This window comes from Pseudoalteromonas denitrificans DSM 6059 (assembly GCF_900112265.1).
In the GTDB taxonomy this organism is placed as follows: Bacteria; Pseudomonadota; Gammaproteobacteria; order Enterobacterales; family Alteromonadaceae; genus Pseudoalteromonas; species Pseudoalteromonas denitrificans.
Window position 1 is genome coordinate 25,512 of sequence record NZ_FOLO01000001.1, and the last position, 18,398, is coordinate 43,909.

An 18,398-nucleotide genomic window follows, 5' to 3' on the forward strand; every position below is an offset into this window, starting at 1 on the left:
TTTTTACACATCAATTCACTTTATATTTTTTGCTATTTTACTAATTTTTGTACCATTAAGCCCGTAACAATAAATAATAAACCAATTAAAGTTGCCGAATGAATTTCTTCGCCTAAAAATTGATTAATTAAGATTAAAGAAATAAAAGGGGATATAAATATTAAGTTACTGACCTTAGCTGTATTCACTGCTTTTTTCATTGCCATTAACCATAAAACAAACGTGATCCCCATTTCAAATAAACCCACATAGAGCGCAGCTAAAGTGCCTTTTAAGTTAGGTATAAGCCAAGCGTGTTGCCAGGTCATGACTGCTGAAATTAGTGGTAGGGCAATGCTAAAACAAATAAATAAACTTAAAATAGGTTTGTCTTTATTTTTAGTGCTATAAATCCAATACAATGCCCATAATAGAGTGCTTAATAGAGCTAAACCCACACCTAAAGGGCTTTGAAAGTTCAATTGTGTGAACTCACCTTTTGTACTTATAATGAGCACACCAAAATAGGCAAAACTTAATGCGACAATATCGGTTTTTCGTAATTTTTGTCCAAGCATAGGCACAGCCAGTAGACTTAATGCAATTGCCCAAGTGTAATTTAATGCTTGAGCTTGTTGAGCAGGTAACAAGTCATAGGCTTTAAATAAAATTAAATAATATAAAAATGGATTTAAACTGCCCAATTTTAGGTAGTGTATCTTATTGCGCTTAAATGTGGGCATTACCTGATCAAAGTCTTTGGTTTTAATTAAACACGATAATAAAAATAACCAACTGAAACTTGATGCATAAAATACCAATTGCAAAGGAGTGAGCTGTTGAAGCGCTAATTTAAATGCAGTTGCCACCGTCGACCATAAAAAAATAGCGATAAGAGCAAAATAAATGGCGTGTTTCTGATTTTTAATCATACTTAGTTTCAGCTGCTTAGGTTTTATTTAATAAGGTTTATTTAGCGTATTGATTGAATTATATGCACAAGATTAAAATCTCGTATAAATAAGGGCGAGTAAAGTACCATAAATAAATTAAATTTAAAGTGAATATTGTATATTTTTTTGTGTTCAATTTATTAAGGATAAAATATGAAATTTAACACATTGGCATCTGGCATTATGTTAGGGCTATTGAGTTTAACCTCTGATGTTGCGTGTGCAGAGAATGTAACGGGTGAAAAGTTTTATGTAGGCGCATTTGGCGAGTACTATTGGGCTGACTGGGACGACGTTGAATCATCAAATACGATTAATTTAGGTGAATCTTTAGGTGTTGGTTTTGAATTTGGTTATCGATTTACGGATGACTGGACCGCTAGGCTAGCATTTGCTGTGCATAATTTTAATATTGAAAATGAAGATGATCATAAACAAGTGGAGTATTACGGTGCTGCACTTTTATATCATTTTGATGATAATCCACTTTATGTCATCGCAGGGTATAAATACATGGACGCTTACAGATCGTTTAATATGGCTAATTTAGGACTTGGGATGCGGCATTATTTAGCTGATGATTTAGCTGTTTCAGGTGAAATTAACTGGTATGAAGGAATAGATGAAACACATACAGATATTAGCTTAAAACTAGGTATTAATTACTTCTTTGGACAAAGCGATGCATCTTATCAAGTTAAAGAAACAGCTGAGCCTGCCATTGTCTCTCAGGTATCTGCACCTACAAAACCTATGGATACAGACAAAGACGGTGTATATGACTTAAATGATCAATGCGCTAATACACCAACGAACTATGCTGTTGATGTTAAAGGCTGTACATTAATGGAAGAGCGTGAAGTATCGGTTCGACTATTGGTTAATTTTCCAAATGATAATTCAGATGTTAATTCACAATATTTAGCTGACATTAAAAAAGTCGCTGACTTTTTGAATAGTCACCAAAAAAGCAGTGTTAGATTAGAGGGGCATACTTCGGCACAAGGTGATGAAAACTATAATCAAAAACTCTCTGAACGTCGCGCTAAAGCCGTTGGAGAAGTTTTAACGTCTCAATATGATATTGCTTATGCGCGGGTCACAACGATTGGCTATGGTGAATCTCGTTTAATTAACCAGGCAGATAATGAAATCGCACATGCAAAAAATAGACGGGTTGTTGCTGATATAACAACAGTAGAGATGTTACCTGTAAAGCGCTAATAAGATAGTAAAAAACAACAAAAGCACATACTGGATAAGGTATGTGCTTTTTGTTTAGGGAGAACTTTTAGTTTATTAAACCTATTTTCGAAATAATAATGCAATGCCTGCAGCAATTGAGCCTATAACTGCCATTGCAATTAAACCGCTAAAAACTAAAGAGAGTGTGAAACCCGCAACAAGTACGCCTGCAACCAGCTTTAATTTATGTGCAATATTATTTGGGTTTCTATCTAAAGTGGTGCCATGTTCTGTTTGTGTGAATGTAGCCATAAATCAACTCCTATTTTAAACCATTACGTAATTCAACTGGGATGAACAATAGCTGATAACAGTTCATATAGGATTATTTTATGATGAGTGGCGAATTTAAGTGTCTAAAGGTTACACAGTGATTTAACGGTAAATTCAAAAGAAGTTGAACCACAGAGGTTTGAGCGGGAAATAGAAAAATTAAAACCTAAAATTTACTTCTCTGTGCAACGCGAAGCGTCACGGTGCGCTCGTTGGTAATAAGTCTGCGGTGATTAAAAAGTTTAACCACCGAGGTTACTGAGGAGCACAGAGAGTAAATAAAACCAGTTATATTTTTCTTCGTTTTATAAAAGCCATTAACAGCAATGTTAACCAATAAAGCGTACCACCAGATGAATTAGACGAAGTGTGTGCTGGCATTTCAGGTACTACAACTGTCATAGTTACATTGGCGCTTGCGCTTGCGCCTCTTTGATCTGTTGCTGTTAATTGCAATTCAATTTCACCAGAAATATCACCTACAATAATTGACATCAGGCTGTTTGTTGGATCGACAAACTCTATTGGGCTACCAGAAATTTGCTGCCATAAAAAAGTAACATCATCACCTTCAGGATCGCTTACAAGAGTTGTTACACCGCTATATGTGCCTCTTGGCGCGATATCAAAGCCTTGGCTTAAGCTGATTTCTGGTGGTAAGTTATTTTCATCATCAAGTAAGGTAATTGTTAATTGGTTTTTCTGTTCTTTTCCATCTTCATCTGTGGTTGAAATTAAGATATTTATGACTTCATCTTGTTCAGAAATATCATCATCAATTAAATTAATCGTTAATATTTTTTGAGCGGTTTCACCATTTTGCCACATTAATTGAGTGTGATTAACTGAAAAGTCTTGCGAATTTAAACTTGTATTTGATAAGTCAACATTGAGATCTAAACGGCCTCTACTGCCACCTAAGCGACTGATAGGTATTTCTATCGAACCTTGATTTTCAGCTATGCGAATTGCATTTTTTTCTAAAGATATGTTACCAACAGAAGCTATGCCTTGAAGGTTTATTGTTATATAACCATGTTCACCAATTGCACTTTGGCTTTGTGAATTAAATAAACGAATAAAAAAGTTATTGTGGGGTTTTGTACCGTCGAATATTTTAGTGATATCTAAACTAATAAATTTAGTTTCATTATCTCCAGCTTGCCAATTTAATGTGCCTGTTTTATATGTGAAATCAGAGGTTTCATCAGCGCTACCATTGAGTGTTTCATACTCTATGCTGGTAGCTAAGTTTGTATCTCCGCTTCTATTTACAGGAATTTTAGCTAAACCGGTTTTATCAAAAACAAGTTCATGTGTTGTAAATGAAAGTCTGTCTTTGGCTTCTTTTTTACTATTGTCTTTAAGTATATAAAGGCCGCTGTTTATGTCGCTCAGTAAAATAATACCAGATGGTAAGAATGGGTAAACTCCCCAAGCACCGCTATAACTACTGTTATTGGAGCTTGGAAATGTATCAAAATAGCCTATTTCTTTTGGATCCGTTGGTTCGCTAATATCTAATATGGTTAAACCTCTTTCATAATTAGACATGTAATAACGATTACCTCTGGCAAAACCGTTATGATCTATGGTTTGGTTATTTCCCTTCCAACTAGCGACTTGTATTGGTGAAGTTAAGTCTTGTAAGTCAAATACACGTACTGTGGTATTGAGTTCACCTCTTGTTTCATCAAACTCATCATGTACAAAAACATATCTGTTATCTTCACTAAACCAGCCAGAATGTACGTATTTATTATCATCACTTACTTCTGAATAACTAATGCTTGATAATAATTTGGCATTTTCACTGTTTGAAATATTCCATACACGCATCTCATTTTCATTAAAGTCCACAAGTACAGTGCATTTTCCTGATGTTTCGCCGCAATCTCTTTGGGCTCGCGTATCTTTGATAAAAGCTGATGCAGCATCGTGGGTATAATCGGCGCGTGTTGCTTGTGTATTTTGAAAAGTTAGTGGAATGTTTTTTGGGTTTTCAAGTGAGTAACTTCTAAATGCGCCACCAGTTTTAGATCCGCCAACAATGATCACATTAGCGTCACTTTGTGGTAAAGGTAAATTTAATCCATAATCAATATTTGAAATATAGACATTATGAATAGACTGTTCTCGGGCTGTAACGTCATTTAATTGTGAAATTGAATGGGGTAAGTTATTTAAATCGACAATAACAACACCGTCGCTAGATTCTGCTGTGACGTAGGCATAAGCCTGATAACTATTTTGTACTTTATCAAAGTATTGATATACCTTCACATCGCGCCAAGTTGTATTAACGCCATTTATAGTACCCACTTCTTTAGGTTGTGTTGGTTCGCTTAAATCAAAAACAGTCACACCATCTGAGTGAGCCATTAGGGCGTATTCAATATGCGTATTTAAGTCTATATGACCCCAAATATCACTACCAGACGCGGGATTACCTGAAAAACTGTTTAATGGAATATGGGCTAAGAGGTCGACATTTTTACATTCAAAACCAGCTGCAGTGCCATTTTGACAAGTTTCATTACTTTGCTTGTGTGAAAGCTGTTTTACTTTGGCTAATTTAACTTTTAATTCAGAAGAGTTTAAGTTTGATTTGCCATCGTTGACAATTGTAAATCCAGCTTTGTATAAAGCATCATGCATAGTCGAGGGGGCATTACTAATAAAAGTGGGGTTATTTACAGGGCTTTGTACTTGGAAATGATCCATGCGATTAAAGCCTGCTTTGACTGGGACTAGCTGACTTTGAAGATAAAAAATATCTGATTCTGATTCAAGTTTATAATGTCCACTTGCCACTAATACTTTATCGCCTTTACTGGCTTGTTGTACTGCGTAGCTTATTGTTTTACAAGCACGAAAAGGTTTATCACAATGTCCTTTATCTATCCCATTTTCAGCAACATACCGAGCTTTATCGTGTTCAATATGTGCGCTACTAAAAAAGCTTAGTGTAGATAAAATGATACTGATAGGTATAAATAAAGATCTCTGGTACATGTTTTGCCCTTATGGTTTAATCCCTTTGTCGTTGATTTTTGCACAAAAATAATTAAATAGGTATATATGAAACGTTTTTTAATCACTGCTTTTATTTTGGCCATCTTTTTTATTATAGGCTGTCAGAGTGAACCCAATACCAAATTGACTTTCATTCCTGTTATAAATGGTAAAAAAATTACTTGTACTCATGACTTTAAATTTAATGAGCAATTATGGCGATTAAATTCTTTTCAGTTTTATTTATCTAAAATAAAATTTAATGGTATTAACCAGACCGTTACTTATGATCAGTCTAAGACTGATGTTAGTCATCAAGTGGCTTTGTTAGGCACAGCTTGTAGAGGAGGGAAAAACTGGCAGTTAATACTTGATAATACAATTAATAAATTAGCCGAATTAGAATTTGAATTAGCTGTGCCATTTGAATTAAATCATAGTAATCCATTATCGTCTAAGGCCCCATTAAATCAGGCTGATATGTTTTGGACCTGGCAGTTAGGGCATAAGTTTTTTCGTTTAGACATGGTTAATCAAACACACGTTGATAAAAACTGGTCATTTCACTTAGGCTCAACAGGTTGTGACTCTGCATCTGTAATGCGCGCACCTAAAGTACCTTGTAAAAACCCAAATAGAGTTAAATTTACCATTAAGCAATTTGATTATCGTAAACCCATTTATATTCATTTAGATCGCTTATTTTTCAATTTAACATTAAATCAAAAACATACTTGCATGGGAGATGCGAATAAAGAATCTTGCAATCTTTTATATGAAAATTTAAATAAAGGAGATTTATTTTCTCAGGAAGTGAGAGAGGTAAAATGAAGTTATTGTTTATCTCTATTTTAATGTTCTTTCTTGTTGCGTGTGGCCAAAATAAAGAGCATGAAACTTATCAGTGGCAAATACCAAAAGATTATCCTAAACCTCAGGTACCACGGGATAACCCGATGACAAAAGCCAAGGTTAAGTTGGGCAGGTTTTTATTTTATGATAAAAACTTATCCGCTAATCAAACGCAAAGCTGTGCAAGTTGTCATCATCAGAAAAATGCTTTTTCAGAGAATCGTGCTGTTTCAATTGGCTCTACTGGGCAAAGTCATAGGCGTAATGCACTGGCTTTAGTTAACATTGCTTATAATAAAACGCTTACTTGGGCACACCCGAGTTTAGATTCTATAGAACGCCAGGTTTTGTTACCTATGTTTGGAGAAACGCCCGTTGAAATGGGGATAACAGGGAATGAAAATGAAGTTTTATCTCGATTTAAATCTGTTCAATATCAAAACTTGTTCAAGAATGCTTTTGATGATGAAAGTGTTAATTTTGACAAAATAAATAAAGCATTATCAAGCTTTGTAAGAAGATTAACTTCATTTAATAGCCCATTTGATAGATATGCCTATGCTATGGATGATAATGCTTTGAGTGTCAGTCAAATAAGAGGTATGGATTTGTTTTTTTCAGAGAGGTTAGAGTGCCATCATTGTCACGGTGGGTTTAATTTCACGCAATCCACAGCGCATGAAAAACAGTTACTAGACAGACGTCCATTTCACAATACAGGTTTATATGATATTGATGGCAAAGGGAGTTATCCTGATACAGATATGGGGTTGAATGAAATTACTTTAAATAAAAGAGATATGGGGGCATTTCGAGCGCCGACTTTACGTAATATTGCTTTAACTGCACCTTATATGCATGACGGTAGCATACACACTTTGGCTGAAGTGATAGATCATTATGCTGCAGGTGGTAAAGCAATTAAGTCGGTAAATAAGAGAAATAAAAACAGCAAAAACCAATTTAGAAGTCCATTTGTAAAAGGCTTTGAAATAAATGAACGAGAAAAAAAAGATTTAATTAACTTTTTAAATGCACTTACTGATACATCTTTTATATCAGATCCTGAGTTAAGTAACCCTTTTAACTAACAATCATTTCTAAAAATCTATTTATTAAAAATACTGAATTTGCATTTATAAATTAAGCGGGTATATTGTATGCAAAATGTTTTAATAGATAGATTCTGCGATGCAATACAATTCTTTTGCTAATTGGAAAGCGCCTGAAAATTGGCATCATATTTTGACATTAGAAATGCATACAGGTGGAGAACCGTTAAGAATAATTACAGCGGGTTTTCCGGAACTCTGTGGCAAAACGATTTTAGAAAAACGTCAGTATTGTTTGAAAAACTATGACAGCCTTCGCAAAGCAATTATTTTTGAACCTCGTGGTCATGCTGATATGTATGCGGCTTTGATCACTGAGCCTGAGCGTGAAACAAGTCATTTTGGGGTATTATTTTTACATAATGAAGGTTATAGCACTATGTGTGGTCATGCCATCATTGCATTATCTAAGGCAGCGGTTGAAGCCGGCATTTTCGATGTTATTGAAGGTGAAAACGAGCTACGAATTGATAGCCCCGCAGGGCTAATAACATCTTATATTCAAGTAAAGAATAATGAAGTTGTTAATATCCGTTTTAATAATGTGCCTTCATTTTTAGCATTAATACAACAGCAGGTAGTTGTAGCAGATTTAGGTGAAATCACCTTTGATTTAGCCTATGGTGGTGCTTTTTATGCGTATGTTGATGCAGACGCCTTAGGTTTAGACTTAAGTGATAGTAATAGTATTGCCATTATAAATATGGGTAAACGTATTAAAGCAGCAGTGCAAAGTCAGTTTGATATGGCGCATCCGTTTGAGACTGATTTAAGTTTTTTATACGGAGTTATTTTTATTTCACATCAACAGACTCTCTCTGCTGATGCGCATAGTCGAAATGTATGTATATTTGCCGAAGGTGAGTTAGATAGAAGCCCTACAGGAACAGGTGTCAGTGGTAGAGTTGCGATCCATCATGCAAAAGGTGAGCTTGTTACTAATGAAGAGGTTAAAATTGAAAGTATTTTAGGTTCGTATTTTAAAGTTAAAGTGGTTGAGACAACCAAATTTGGTCCATATAAGGCGGTGATCCCTCAAGTGAGTGGTATGGCCTATATTACGGGAAAATCAGAGTTTTATATTGATCCTGAAGATCCTCTAAAAGAAGGTTTTATTTTTCGATGAAAGTAATTTATCAACAACGACAGAGTCAATGTCGAACTCAATTAATCGAGCAAAAATTAGATGCTTTATTAGTGTTAGGGTTTGAAAATTTACGTTATTTAAGTGGGTTTAGTGGTCATGCGGCATATGGGATCATCACACAAGATCATAACTTTTTGATTACAGACTACAGATATGCTGAACAAGCGATGAATGAATGTAGTGACTTTGAAGTGATCACGCGAGATCGCGAAAAAGAGTCTTTAGGATCTTGTATAAAGCGACATTTAAAGCATGTGACAAGGTTAGGTTTTGATGCTGCATTTATCAATGTATCTATGTGGCAAGCGATATGTGAAGCGTTAGATAATGTTGAAACCCAAGCTATAACTGGCTTGATTGAACGTCAGCGTATGGTAAAAGATCATTGGGAAATTAAACAAACTAAATTAGCTGCAGCGATTTCTGATCAGGCTCTAAATGAACTTATGCCTTATTTTGTTGAAGGTGCAACAGAAAGAGACTTAGCCTTAGAGCTTGAATATCGCATGCAAAAATTAGGCTCTGAGGGACTCGCCTTTGACACTATCATGTTATTTGCACAGCGCAGTTCATTGCCTCATGGTATTCCTGGAGAGCAAAAGCTTAAAAATGGCGATTTTATTACTTTAGATTTTGGTGCTGTTATTAACGGTTACCGATCAGACATGACACGTAGTTACATTTTAGCTGAAGCCTCGAGCAAACAAAGAGAAATTTATAATACAGTTGTACAGGCACAGCAAGCCGCAATAGAGATATTAAAACCAGGTTTACCAGCGGTTGAAGCTTATAAAGCAGCCCGAGAAGTATTAAATGCTTCTAAATATGGTAAATGGGCAGGAGATGGTTTAGGTCATGGAGTCGGGCTATTTTTACATGAAGCACCCATTATAGGCCCTAATTGTGATTATGTTTTAGAGCCTGGCAATATTATTACCATAGAGCCTGGTATTTATATTCCTGACTTTGGTGGTGTGAGATTAGAAGATGACATATTGATTACTCAAGATGACTATCAAGTTCTAACTCATGCACCTAAGCCTTTTATTATTTGATTTTATTAAATAAAAAAGTGGGACTGAAATTCTGCCTACGTTTAGTGACTATGGGCTATCCATGAAAAAATAATACCGTATATAAATAGGTAAAAAATGAAAGTAATAGAGAAAGAACAAGTTCATAACGCACTTAATTTTAATGATTTAATTCCTGCACTAGAGCGTGGTTTCGCAGGGTATTTTAACATGCCAAAACGCCAAGTTTTTGAGCTAGAACCTGGCTGCGAAAAACATAATGCATTCGCTGTTTTACCAGCATGGAATCAAGATGTGATTGGCGTGAAATCATTTACTTATTTTCCACAAAATAGCGATGAAGGATTTGATTCTTTATACTCTAAGATAATGTTATTTAGTCGCGAACATGGTGTGCCTTTGGCGTTAGTTGATGGAACGAGTGTGACATTTTGGCGTACGGCGGCAGTATCTGCTTTAGCTTCTCGTTATTTATCTCGAGAAAATAGTACAGATATGGTGTTTTTTGGTACGGGTAACTTATCAATTTATATGATCAGTGCTCATTTGAGTGTGAGACAACTAAAAAAAGTGGCAATTGTAGGGCGTAATAAAGATAAGGTTGCAAGCTTAATATCTCAGTTGAAAAGTCGTCACACAGGTGTTGAATTTAGCGTATGTGAAAAAAATGATATTGAAGCTGCTGTGAGGCAAGCTGATATTATTAGTTGTGCAACAGGGTCTCCGCTACCTTTAGTGAAAGGTGATTGGCTAAAGGCAGGTGCTCATTTAGATTTGATTGGTAATCATAATCATGATCGCAGAGAGTGTGATACTCAAGCCATATTAAATAGCTCTGTATTTGTTGATAGCCGTACAAATGTTCTTAATGAAGCAGGAGAGTTATTGATCCCTATTAGTGAAGGCGTATTTAAAAAGTCAGATGTGAAGGCTGAATTAGCACAATTATGCGCAAAAGAGGTTGTAGGGCGTCAAAGTGACACTGAAATTACCTTATTTAAATCTGTGGGAACAGCTTTAAGTGATTTAGTTGCTGCACATTTAGTTTATAAAAACCTTGATTTAAATTAGTGGAATGATCTTCGCATAAAATAATAAAGCAAGTCAGTAACTATAAATTGTTTTATGGTTACTATACTTACAATAAGGATATGCTATGAAATATGAACTGTTTTTAACTGGAATTGTATTTATTGCTTTAGGTATCGAACCTTTTATTTATTTTATATATCGTTTTTATCGAAAACGCACATGGCGAGTATGTTTTATTGAAAAAATTACACTCGTTTCACTTCAAGATTTAATGCCATTTAGTACATTTAAAGACAAACAAATGTTAGTTGAATATGGTTTTGAGCAAAAACAATTGAGTGCGATAACTGATTTTGACAAAAAGTTATTCAAGCAAAGCCAAAATAAAGAACAGAACTGTCAAATTTACGTTGACCCGATTAATCCAAAAAACATTTTTTTACCAAAACATATTAATAAAATACCCGGAGTCATATTACCAATTTTAGGGTTGTTTTTTATTTTTTTATCATAGGTCACTAAACATTTGAATAATTCTTATTAACAACTATTCACCAAACTTTAAAGTGGTATTCACCAGATTTATAGTGAGTATAAATAAAGGATTAAACTCACTAATTTTCATCTAGCGTGAAAAATCGTATACTATGCCCAAAATTTTCTTTCGATTTATAAAAATATCCAGCAAAAGTGCTAGAGTTGATGGATATTACCACGTCACCAAGAGGGCATAACATGCTTCAAGAATATCGTAAACACGTAGCAGAACGTGCAGCTGAAGGTATTGTACCTAAAGCCTTAGACGCAGAACAAACTGCAGCCTTAGTTGAATTAGTAAAAAACCCACCTGCAGGTGAAGAAGAGTTTCTTTTAGATCTAATAACAAATCGTGTGCCAGCGGGTGTTGATGATGCTGCTTATGTTAAAGCGGGATTTTTAGCGGCACTTACTAAAGGTGAAGCAACATCTCCTATTTTGTCAGCTGAAAAAGCAACTGAACTTTTAGGTACTATGCTAGGTGGTTACAATATCCAACCTATGATCGACCTATTAAACAATGATGCTTTAGCATCAACTGCTGCAAATGGTTTATCTCATACATTATTAATGTTTGATGCGTTTTATGATGTAAAAGAGATGGCTGAAAAAGGCAATGCTGCTGCAAAACAAGTGATGCAATCTTGGGCTGACGGTGAATGGTTCACAAGCAAAGATAAAGTAGCGAAAAAAATTACTGTAAAAGTATTTAAAGTAACTGGCGAAACAAATACTGATGATTTGTCACCAGCACCTGATGCTTGGTCTCGTCCTGATATTCCATTACATGCTAAAGCTATGCTTAAAATTGAGCGTGATGGCATCAAGCCTGATGAAGATGGCACTGTAGGTCCAATTGTTCAAATTGAAGAGTTACAAAAAGATGGTATTCCATTAGCTTATGTTGGTGATGTTGTTGGTACTGGTTCTTCTCGTAAATCTGCAACAAACTCTGTTTTATGGTTTATGGGTGATGATATTCCTTGTATTCCAAACAAACGTGGCGGCGGTGTATGTTTAGGCGGTAAAATAGCACCTATCTTCTACAATACAATGGAAGATTCAGGTGCATTGCCAATTGAGTTAGACGTACAAAAAATGAATATGGGTGATGTAATTGATATTTACCCATACGAAGGTGTTGTAAAAAATGCTACTGGTGACGTTATATCGACATTCGAACTTAGTCCAGTATTGTTAGATGAAGTACGTGCTGGTGGCCGTATCCCGCTTATTATTGGTCGTGGTTTAACTGGTCGTGCTCGTGAAGCATTAGGTTTAGCGGAAACTGATTTATTCAAAAAACCGGAAGATGTTGCTCAATCATCTACAGGCTTCACTTTAGCTCAAAAAATGGTTGGTAAAGCATGTGGTATTACAGGTGTACGCCCTGGTCAATACTGTGAGCCTAAAATGACGACTGTTGGTTCGCAAGATACAACAGGTCCTATGACACGTGATGAACTTAAAGATTTAGCATGTTTAGGTTTCTCTGCTGATTTAACAATGCAGTCTTTCTGTCATACATCAGCTTATCCTAAACCAGTTGATGTTATTACACATCATACTCTACCTGATTTCATTATGAATCGCGGCGGTGTGTCACTTCGCCCTGGTGATGGTGTAATTCACTCTTGGTTAAACCGTATGTTATTGCCTGATACGGTAGGTACTGGTGGTGATTCACATACACGTTTCCCATTAGGTATCTCTTTCCCTGCGGGATCTGGTTTAGTGGCATTTGCTGCTGCAACAGGTGTGATGCCGCTTGATATGCCTGAGTCTGTTTTAGTACGCTTTAAAGGTGAAATGCAACCAGGTATCACATTACGTGATTTAGTACATGCAATTCCTTATTACGGAATTAAAAATGGTCTATTAACTGTTGAAAAAGCAGGTAAAATCAATGAGTTTTCTGGTCGAGTATTAGAAATTGAAGGCCTTAAAGGCTTGACTGTTGAGCAAGCGTTTGAGTTATCGGATGCATCAGCTGAACGTTCTGCTGCAGGTTGTTCAATCAAACTTGAAGAAGATGCTGTTGCTGAATACTTAGAGTCTAACATTGTTATGCTTAAGTGGATGATCAGTGAAGGTTACGGTGATGTACGTACTATTGAACGTCGTATTTTAGGCATGCAAGAGTGGTTAGCTAACCCTGAACTTATGTCTGCTGATAAAGATGCTGAATATGCTCATATCATTGAAATTGATTTAGCTGATATTAAAGAGCCTATCGTATGTTGTCCAAATGATCCTGATGATGCAAAATTATTATCAGACGTACAAAATACAAAAATTGATGAAGTATTTATTGGTTCTTGTATGACTAATATTGGTCACTTCCGTGCTGCTGGTAAATTAATTGAAAAATTTGGTGGTACTTTACCTACACGTATGTGGGTTACACCACCTACTAAAATGGATAGTGCACAACTGAGTGATGAAGGTTACTTCTCTATCTATGGTAAAGCGGGTGCTCGCGTAGAAACACCAGGTTGTTCATTATGTATGGGTAACCAAGCGCGTGTTGCTGATAAATCTACAGTGTTATCAACGTCTACTCGTAACTTCCCGAATCGTTTAGGTAATGGTGCAAATGTTTACTTAACTTCAGCAGAACTTGCAGGCGTCGGTGCTATATTAGGTAAATTGCCAACACCAGCTGAATATATGGAATATGCATCACAAATTGATGCAACTGCTGCTGATACATATCGTTACTTAAACTTCCATAAAATGGAAGAGTATACGAAAAAAGCAGATACTGTTATTATTCAAGTATCTGCATAGCACAGCTATCACTGAGCATTGAATGCTAAAAGCCTGCAAATTTGCAGGCTTTTTTGTTTTTAAAATCAGGTTGTTTTTATAAAATTAATTTTTCAAACTCTTCTACCGGTATAGGTTTTGAGTATTTAAACCCTTGTACTTTGTCGCAGTTGTTTTCTATTAAGAAAATTTCGTGATATTCATCTTCAATGCCTTCTGCTACGACTGTTGCACCTAAATTATGTGCTAAATCAATAATTGCTTTGGCTAAGGTACGACTTTGAGGATTTTCTTCTAATGGAATAATAAAACAACGATCAATTTTTAAAATATCTAGCGGTAAATTTACTAACTGACTAAAACTTGAATAACCTGTACCAAAGTCATCTATTGCAATATTAAACCCCATGGCCTTTAATTTATGTAAAATTTCTAAATCGTGTCCGGCATCTTCCATAATAGCTGTTTCGGTAATTTCTAATAATATATATTTAGGATTAATACCGCTTTTATCTAGCGCAGTTTTAAAATCAACTAAGAGTCTTTTATCCATTAACTGCCTGGTTGAAACATTAACTGATAGATACTCTAACTCACCCGAATCAAATTTATTTTGCCACTTAATCATAGCTTTGCAACATTGTTGGAAAACCCATAAACCTATGTCATAAATGAAGCCATTAGTTTCAGCTAAAGGAATGAAGTCAGCAGGACTGATAAATTGACCTTTATGAGTCCAGCGAATAAGCGCTTCTCCACCTTTTATTTTAAAAGGATTTAACTGATAAGCGGGTTGTATTACTAAATGGAATTCTTCGCTGGCAAGCGCATCATGTAGACCCATAGCAATGTTAAGTTTTTTACGAGTATCTGAGTGCATAGAGTCTTGAAAAAAGATCCATTGATCGCGACCTCTATCTTTGGCCCTGTACATAGCTGCATCGGCATCTCTTAAGAGATCTTGGGCGCTTTTTTTCCCCGCTTCATCTAGAGCAATGCCAATGCTGGCTGTAGCGACATATTCAATATTCTCTAAGCTCATAGGTTGATGCAAAGAACCTAAAATATCATTAACAATTTCAATTACTTCATATTGATTTTTTATTTGATCGCATAAAATAACAAACTCATCGCCCCCAAAGCGCGCAACTGTATCACCTGGACGAACGGAATGAAGCAATATATCGGCAATTATTTTTAATAACTTATCACCCATTTCATGACCATATGTATCATTTACAAGTTTAAAGTTATCTAAGTCTATAAAGATTAAAGCAACATGATCTTTAGTTATATCTGTACGTTGCAATGCACTTTGTAATCGGGTTTGTAATAACTGCCTATTTGGTAATTTAGTGAGGTGATCATGTGTGGCTGACCAAATCATACTTTCTTTTATTTTGGTTTCTTCGGTTATATCACTGATAGTGGCGCACAATAACCAAGTGCCATCTACTTTTGTTTTTCCTATGTAAACATGGGCAGGAAACTCTGAACCATTTTTACGATAACCAATCACTTCTCTGGTATTGACTTCCCGTGATAATAGACTATTTTTGTTGTCGGCTAAAAACTGCTTAAATTGTTTATGGTGATGGCTCCAAAATCTAGGAGGTATTAAAAAACGATGAAACTCTTTTCCTTCAAGTTCATTGATTGCATAACCAAAAATCGTTTTTGTATTTCTATTTGCCCAAAGAATTTGACCTGCTTCATTTAAAATAATCACAGACTCTTCTACCATGTCTAATGCATGGCTAAATTCAACAGCTGATAATTGGTATTGAGTTGAAAGTTGATTTAACTGCGTATTTGATGATAAAGCTGACATATATCTAATTGGGATATTGGGAGCTTGATTTTCGAAGGTCTGCAAAATATTAAATGTACCCTCTTCATTACATTGGCCCAAATAAGTATTTAAATAGGCATGTTGCAAGTCTTCATCCATAGCTAAGGCACCAGCTGGGCCCTCGATTTCTATTTTTTTAAGAGCATTGAGTAGTATTTCTCCTTCATATTGACCACATTCATTCACTGCTTTAGCATATGCTAAGATGCATAAATAAGTTGCCTGCCCAAAGTTAGTTAAAAATAGATCACCCTCTGGCCATAGTTTTCTTTTTGGATATTGCGCCTGTAGTTTAGTCAAGTAATTTTTATTTTCATTGGAATTGATGGACATATAATAGCTATTAAGCGAATAAATACCTGTTCTGACATTTGGTGATAAACCCGCTGCAATAACTTCGTCAAAATAACCTGTGGCAACCGCTATTTTATTTTTTAAGTGACTTAAGGCTAATTGTTCAAAAAAATTAATTTGGTCTTCACCTGCAAAGTAGGGAACCAAAAAGTCAGCGCCGCTATTATTTATATTCTCTAAAAGTTGAGAAAAACTGGATGTGCCAAATTCAAAATATTCTTCACCTACAACTTCACCACCGAGCTCAATTAGCGTATGTTTTGCTGCATCGATAGTCCCTCTTGGGCATTCATAGTTACTGCCCGCAAAGTAAGCCTTAAAGCCATATTCTTTGGTTAAATAGGTAATAAGTTTTTCTATTTGTTGATTTGGTAGGGCTGCAAAATGAAAAAAATAAGGGGAATGAATGCCACCTTCATAAAATGAAAAATTTAAATATGGTACTTTAAAACGATCGGCAACTTGGTAAGCGACAGCGATGCGAGAGTTCGACAGAAGTGTGCCAATAATTGCCTGACATTTATCATTCTCAATAAGAGATATAGCGGTGGGTACAGCTGTTTTAGGCATACTGCCATCGTCTTTAATAATAAGCTCAAGTGGAAGGCCTAATATACCGCCACTTTGGTTTACTTCTTCACATGCAATTAAAGCTGCATTGCTTATTTCATCACCATAAATACTGACCAGACCACTTAAGGGAGCCATTAAACCAAGTTTTATAGATTGAGGTTTTCCTCGTGTTTGCAATAGTGTTATACCCTAAAGAGATATATTTGCATAAGTGTAGTACAAGGGGAGTTATTTGCAGGTGCTTGTTAAAAAAGAAAAAGCCAGCAAAAGCTGGCTTTATAATAAAACGATACATTGAAAGTTTAATATTGGGCTATTGCATGCCCAGTTTTTTCTCAAGGTAGTGGATATTAGCACCGCCATGTTGAAAGTTTTCATCTGCTAAAATTTCTTTATGCAGTGGAATATTTGTTTTAATACCATCAATCACAAGTTCATTTAGTGCATTTTTAGCACGTGCAATTGCGATATCACGGTTTTCACCATAAGTGATTAATTTCCCTATCATAGAATCATAATAAGGTGGCACACTGTAATCGGCATAAATATGGCTATCCCAACGTATACCTAAACCACCTGCAGGGTGGAAACGTGTAATTTTTCCTGGAGAAGGAATAAAAGACACAGGGTCCTCTGCATTAATTCGACACTCGATTGCATGACCTTTAATTACGATATCATCTTGAGTAAGGCTTAATGGTTGGCCAGCAGCAATTTTCAACTGCTCTTTGATTAAATCAATGCCAGTCACCATTTCCGTTACAGGGTGCTCTACCTGAATTCGGGTATTCATTTCAATGAAATAGAATTCGCCATTTTCATATAAAAACTCAAAAGTGCCAGCACCACGATAATTGATTTCAATACATGCACGGGTACAACGTTCACCAATGTTTTTACGCATTTCTTCGGTAATACCAGGTGCAGGTGCTTCTTCAACTACTTTTTGATGACGACGTTGCATAGAACAATCACGCTCACCTAAGTGTATCGCATTGCCTTGTCCATCAGCTAAAACTTGTACTTCAATATGGCGTGGGTTCTCAAGGAATTTCTCCATGTAAACCATGCTGTTACCAAAAAACTGTTGTGCTTCTGTTTGTGTTAATGCGATTGAATCGATTAATTCTGCATCGCTACGAACCACACGCATACCACGACCACCACCACCACCAGAGGCTTTAATGATCACAGGATAACCTATGCGCTTAGCGATTTGCATATTGCGTTCATGATCATCGTCTAAAGGTCCATCAGAACCAGGTACACATGGTACACCTGCTTTACGCATTGCTTTAATTGCAGAAACTTTATCACCCATTAAACGTATGGTATCGCCTTTTGGACCAATGAAAACAAAACCACTTTGCTCAACTTGGTCTGCAAAATCAGCATTTTCAGCTAAAAAACCATAACCAGGATGTATTGCAACTGAGTCAGTTACTTCTGCTGCAGCTATAATACGAGGAATATCTAAGTAGCTTTCTAAAGCTGAAGGTTTACCGATACAAATTGTTTCATCGGCTAACAATACATGTTTTAGATCTCTGTCTGCAGTTGAATGAACGGCAACTGTTTTAATGCCTAACTCTTTACAGGCTCGCAGTATACGAAGTGCAATTTCACCTCTATTTGCGATAACAACTTTATCTAACATAGTGTTGGCCTTTG

At 35.8% G+C, this 18,398-nt stretch carries 13 protein-coding genes; 8 read left to right on the plus strand and 5 right to left on the minus strand.

Annotated features, from left to right (window positions below; all coding sequences use genetic code 11):
• Window positions 1-32 precede the first annotated feature (32 nt).
• Window positions 33-911, minus strand: a complete 879-nt coding sequence (locus BM088_RS00095; RefSeq protein ID WP_091978603.1) for a DMT family transporter — start codon at window positions 909-911, stop codon at window positions 33-35.
• 174 nt (window positions 912-1,085) lie between these two features.
• Between BM088_RS00095 and BM088_RS00100 the strand changes: the two genes are divergently transcribed.
• Window positions 1,086-2,156, plus strand: coding sequence for an OmpA family protein (locus BM088_RS00100; RefSeq protein WP_091978605.1), 1,071 nt, complete (start codon window positions 1,086-1,088; stop codon window positions 2,154-2,156).
• An 81-nt stretch (window positions 2,157-2,237) separates the two neighbouring features.
• On the opposite strand, the gene BM088_RS00105 is transcribed toward BM088_RS00100, so the two are convergent.
• Together BM088_RS00105 and BM088_RS00110 are read right to left on the minus strand one after the other, a co-directional pair.
• The gene (locus BM088_RS00105) at window positions 2,238-2,429 is read right to left on the minus strand and encodes a hypothetical protein (RefSeq protein WP_091978607.1); all 192 of its coding nucleotides are present in this window, start codon (window positions 2,427-2,429) and stop codon (window positions 2,238-2,240) included.
• Between the two features lie 309 nt (window positions 2,430-2,738).
• Window positions 2,739-5,465: a choice-of-anchor B family protein gene (locus BM088_RS00110; protein ID WP_091978609.1), complete on the minus strand. Its 2,727-nt coding sequence runs from the start codon at window positions 5,463-5,465 to the stop codon at window positions 2,739-2,741.
• Between the two features lie 66 nt (window positions 5,466-5,531).
• Here BM088_RS00110 and BM088_RS00115 point away from each other — a divergent pair, with 66 nt between their 5' ends.
• The 7 genes from BM088_RS00115 to acnB all read left to right on the plus strand — a co-directional run bounded on the left by BM088_RS00115 (window position 5,532) and on the right by acnB (window position 13,969).
• A complete protein-coding gene (locus tag BM088_RS00115; RefSeq protein ID WP_091978611.1) occupies window positions 5,532-6,296 on the plus strand; it encodes an MbnP family copper-binding protein in 765 nt (254 codons plus the stop codon).
• Entirely contained in the window at window positions 6,293-7,408 is a 1,116-nt protein-coding gene (locus tag BM088_RS00120) for a methanobactin export MATE transporter MbnM (RefSeq protein ID WP_177207900.1), read from the plus strand. The genes BM088_RS00115 and BM088_RS00120 overlap by 4 nt, the downstream gene beginning before the upstream one ends.
• Before the next feature lie 100 nt (window positions 7,409-7,508).
• Window positions 7,509-8,555 (plus strand): proline racemase family protein, encoded by a 1,047-nt coding sequence (locus tag BM088_RS00125; protein WP_091978613.1) that lies wholly within the window; start codon window positions 7,509-7,511, stop codon window positions 8,553-8,555.
• Entirely contained in the window at window positions 8,552-9,631 is a 1,080-nt protein-coding gene (locus BM088_RS00130) for a M24 family metallopeptidase (protein WP_091978615.1), read from the plus strand. Before BM088_RS00125 ends, BM088_RS00130 begins: the two co-directional genes overlap by 4 nt.
• A 96-nt stretch (window positions 9,632-9,727) precedes the next feature.
• Window positions 9,728-10,681, plus strand: coding sequence for a bifunctional Delta(1)-pyrroline-2-carboxylate/Delta(1)-piperideine-2-carboxylate reductase (gene lhpI, locus BM088_RS00135; RefSeq protein ID WP_091978617.1), 954 nt, complete (start codon window positions 9,728-9,730; stop codon window positions 10,679-10,681).
• A gap of 85 nt (window positions 10,682-10,766) precedes the next feature.
• On the plus strand, window positions 10,767-11,156 hold the full coding sequence (locus BM088_RS00140; protein WP_091978619.1) for a hypothetical protein: 390 nt from the start codon (window positions 10,767-10,769) through the stop codon (window positions 11,154-11,156).
• A gap of 221 nt (window positions 11,157-11,377) precedes the next feature.
• Window positions 11,378-13,969 (plus strand): bifunctional aconitate hydratase 2/2-methylisocitrate dehydratase, encoded by a 2,592-nt coding sequence (gene acnB, locus BM088_RS00145; RefSeq protein WP_091979107.1) that lies wholly within the window; start codon window positions 11,378-11,380, stop codon window positions 13,967-13,969.
• Window positions 13,970-14,045: 76 nt separating this feature from the next.
• On the opposite strand, the gene BM088_RS00150 is transcribed toward acnB, so the two are convergent.
• Both BM088_RS00150 and accC read right to left on the minus strand, forming a co-directional pair.
• Window positions 14,046-16,904: an ABC transporter substrate-binding protein gene (locus BM088_RS00150; RefSeq protein WP_091978621.1), complete on the minus strand. Its 2,859-nt coding sequence runs from the start codon at window positions 16,902-16,904 to the stop codon at window positions 14,046-14,048.
• 136 nt (window positions 16,905-17,040) lie between these two features.
• Complete coding sequence (accC, locus tag BM088_RS00155; protein WP_091978623.1) at window positions 17,041-18,384, minus strand: acetyl-CoA carboxylase biotin carboxylase subunit; 1,344 nt, start codon at window positions 18,382-18,384, stop codon at window positions 17,041-17,043.
• Between the last annotated feature and the right edge of the window lie 14 nt (window positions 18,385-18,398).

Excerpts from the sequence above, each read along its gene's own strand:
- acnB (WP_091979107.1), top strand. The coding sequence starts at position 11,378 with ATGCTTCAAGAATATCGTAAACACGTAGCAGAACGTGCAGCTGAAGGT.
- BM088_RS00115 (WP_091978611.1), top strand. The coding sequence starts at position 5,532 with ATGAAACGTTTTTTAATCACTGCTTTTATTTTGGCCATCTTTTTTATT.
- BM088_RS00125 (WP_091978613.1), top strand. The coding sequence starts at position 7,509 with ATGCAATACAATTCTTTTGCTAATTGGAAAGCGCCTGAAAATTGGCAT.
- accC (WP_091978623.1), bottom strand. The coding sequence starts at position 18,384 with ATGTTAGATAAAGTTGTTATCGCAAATAGAGGTGAAATTGCACTTCGT.
- BM088_RS00120 (WP_177207900.1), top strand. The coding sequence starts at position 6,293 with ATGAAGTTATTGTTTATCTCTATTTTAATGTTCTTTCTTGTTGCGTGT.
- BM088_RS00140 (WP_091978619.1), top strand. The coding sequence starts at position 10,767 with ATGAAATATGAACTGTTTTTAACTGGAATTGTATTTATTGCTTTAGGT.
- BM088_RS00110 (WP_091978609.1), bottom strand. The coding sequence starts at position 5,465 with ATGTACCAGAGATCTTTATTTATACCTATCAGTATCATTTTATCTACA.
- BM088_RS00100 (WP_091978605.1), top strand. The coding sequence starts at position 1,086 with ATGAAATTTAACACATTGGCATCTGGCATTATGTTAGGGCTATTGAGT.
- lhpI (WP_091978617.1), top strand. The coding sequence starts at position 9,728 with ATGAAAGTAATAGAGAAAGAACAAGTTCATAACGCACTTAATTTTAAT.
- BM088_RS00105 (WP_091978607.1), bottom strand. The coding sequence starts at position 2,429 with ATGGCTACATTCACACAAACAGAACATGGCACCACTTTAGATAGAAAC.
- BM088_RS00095 (WP_091978603.1), bottom strand. The coding sequence starts at position 911 with ATGATTAAAAATCAGAAACACGCCATTTATTTTGCTCTTATCGCTATT.
- BM088_RS00130 (WP_091978615.1), top strand. The coding sequence starts at position 8,552 with ATGAAAGTAATTTATCAACAACGACAGAGTCAATGTCGAACTCAATTA.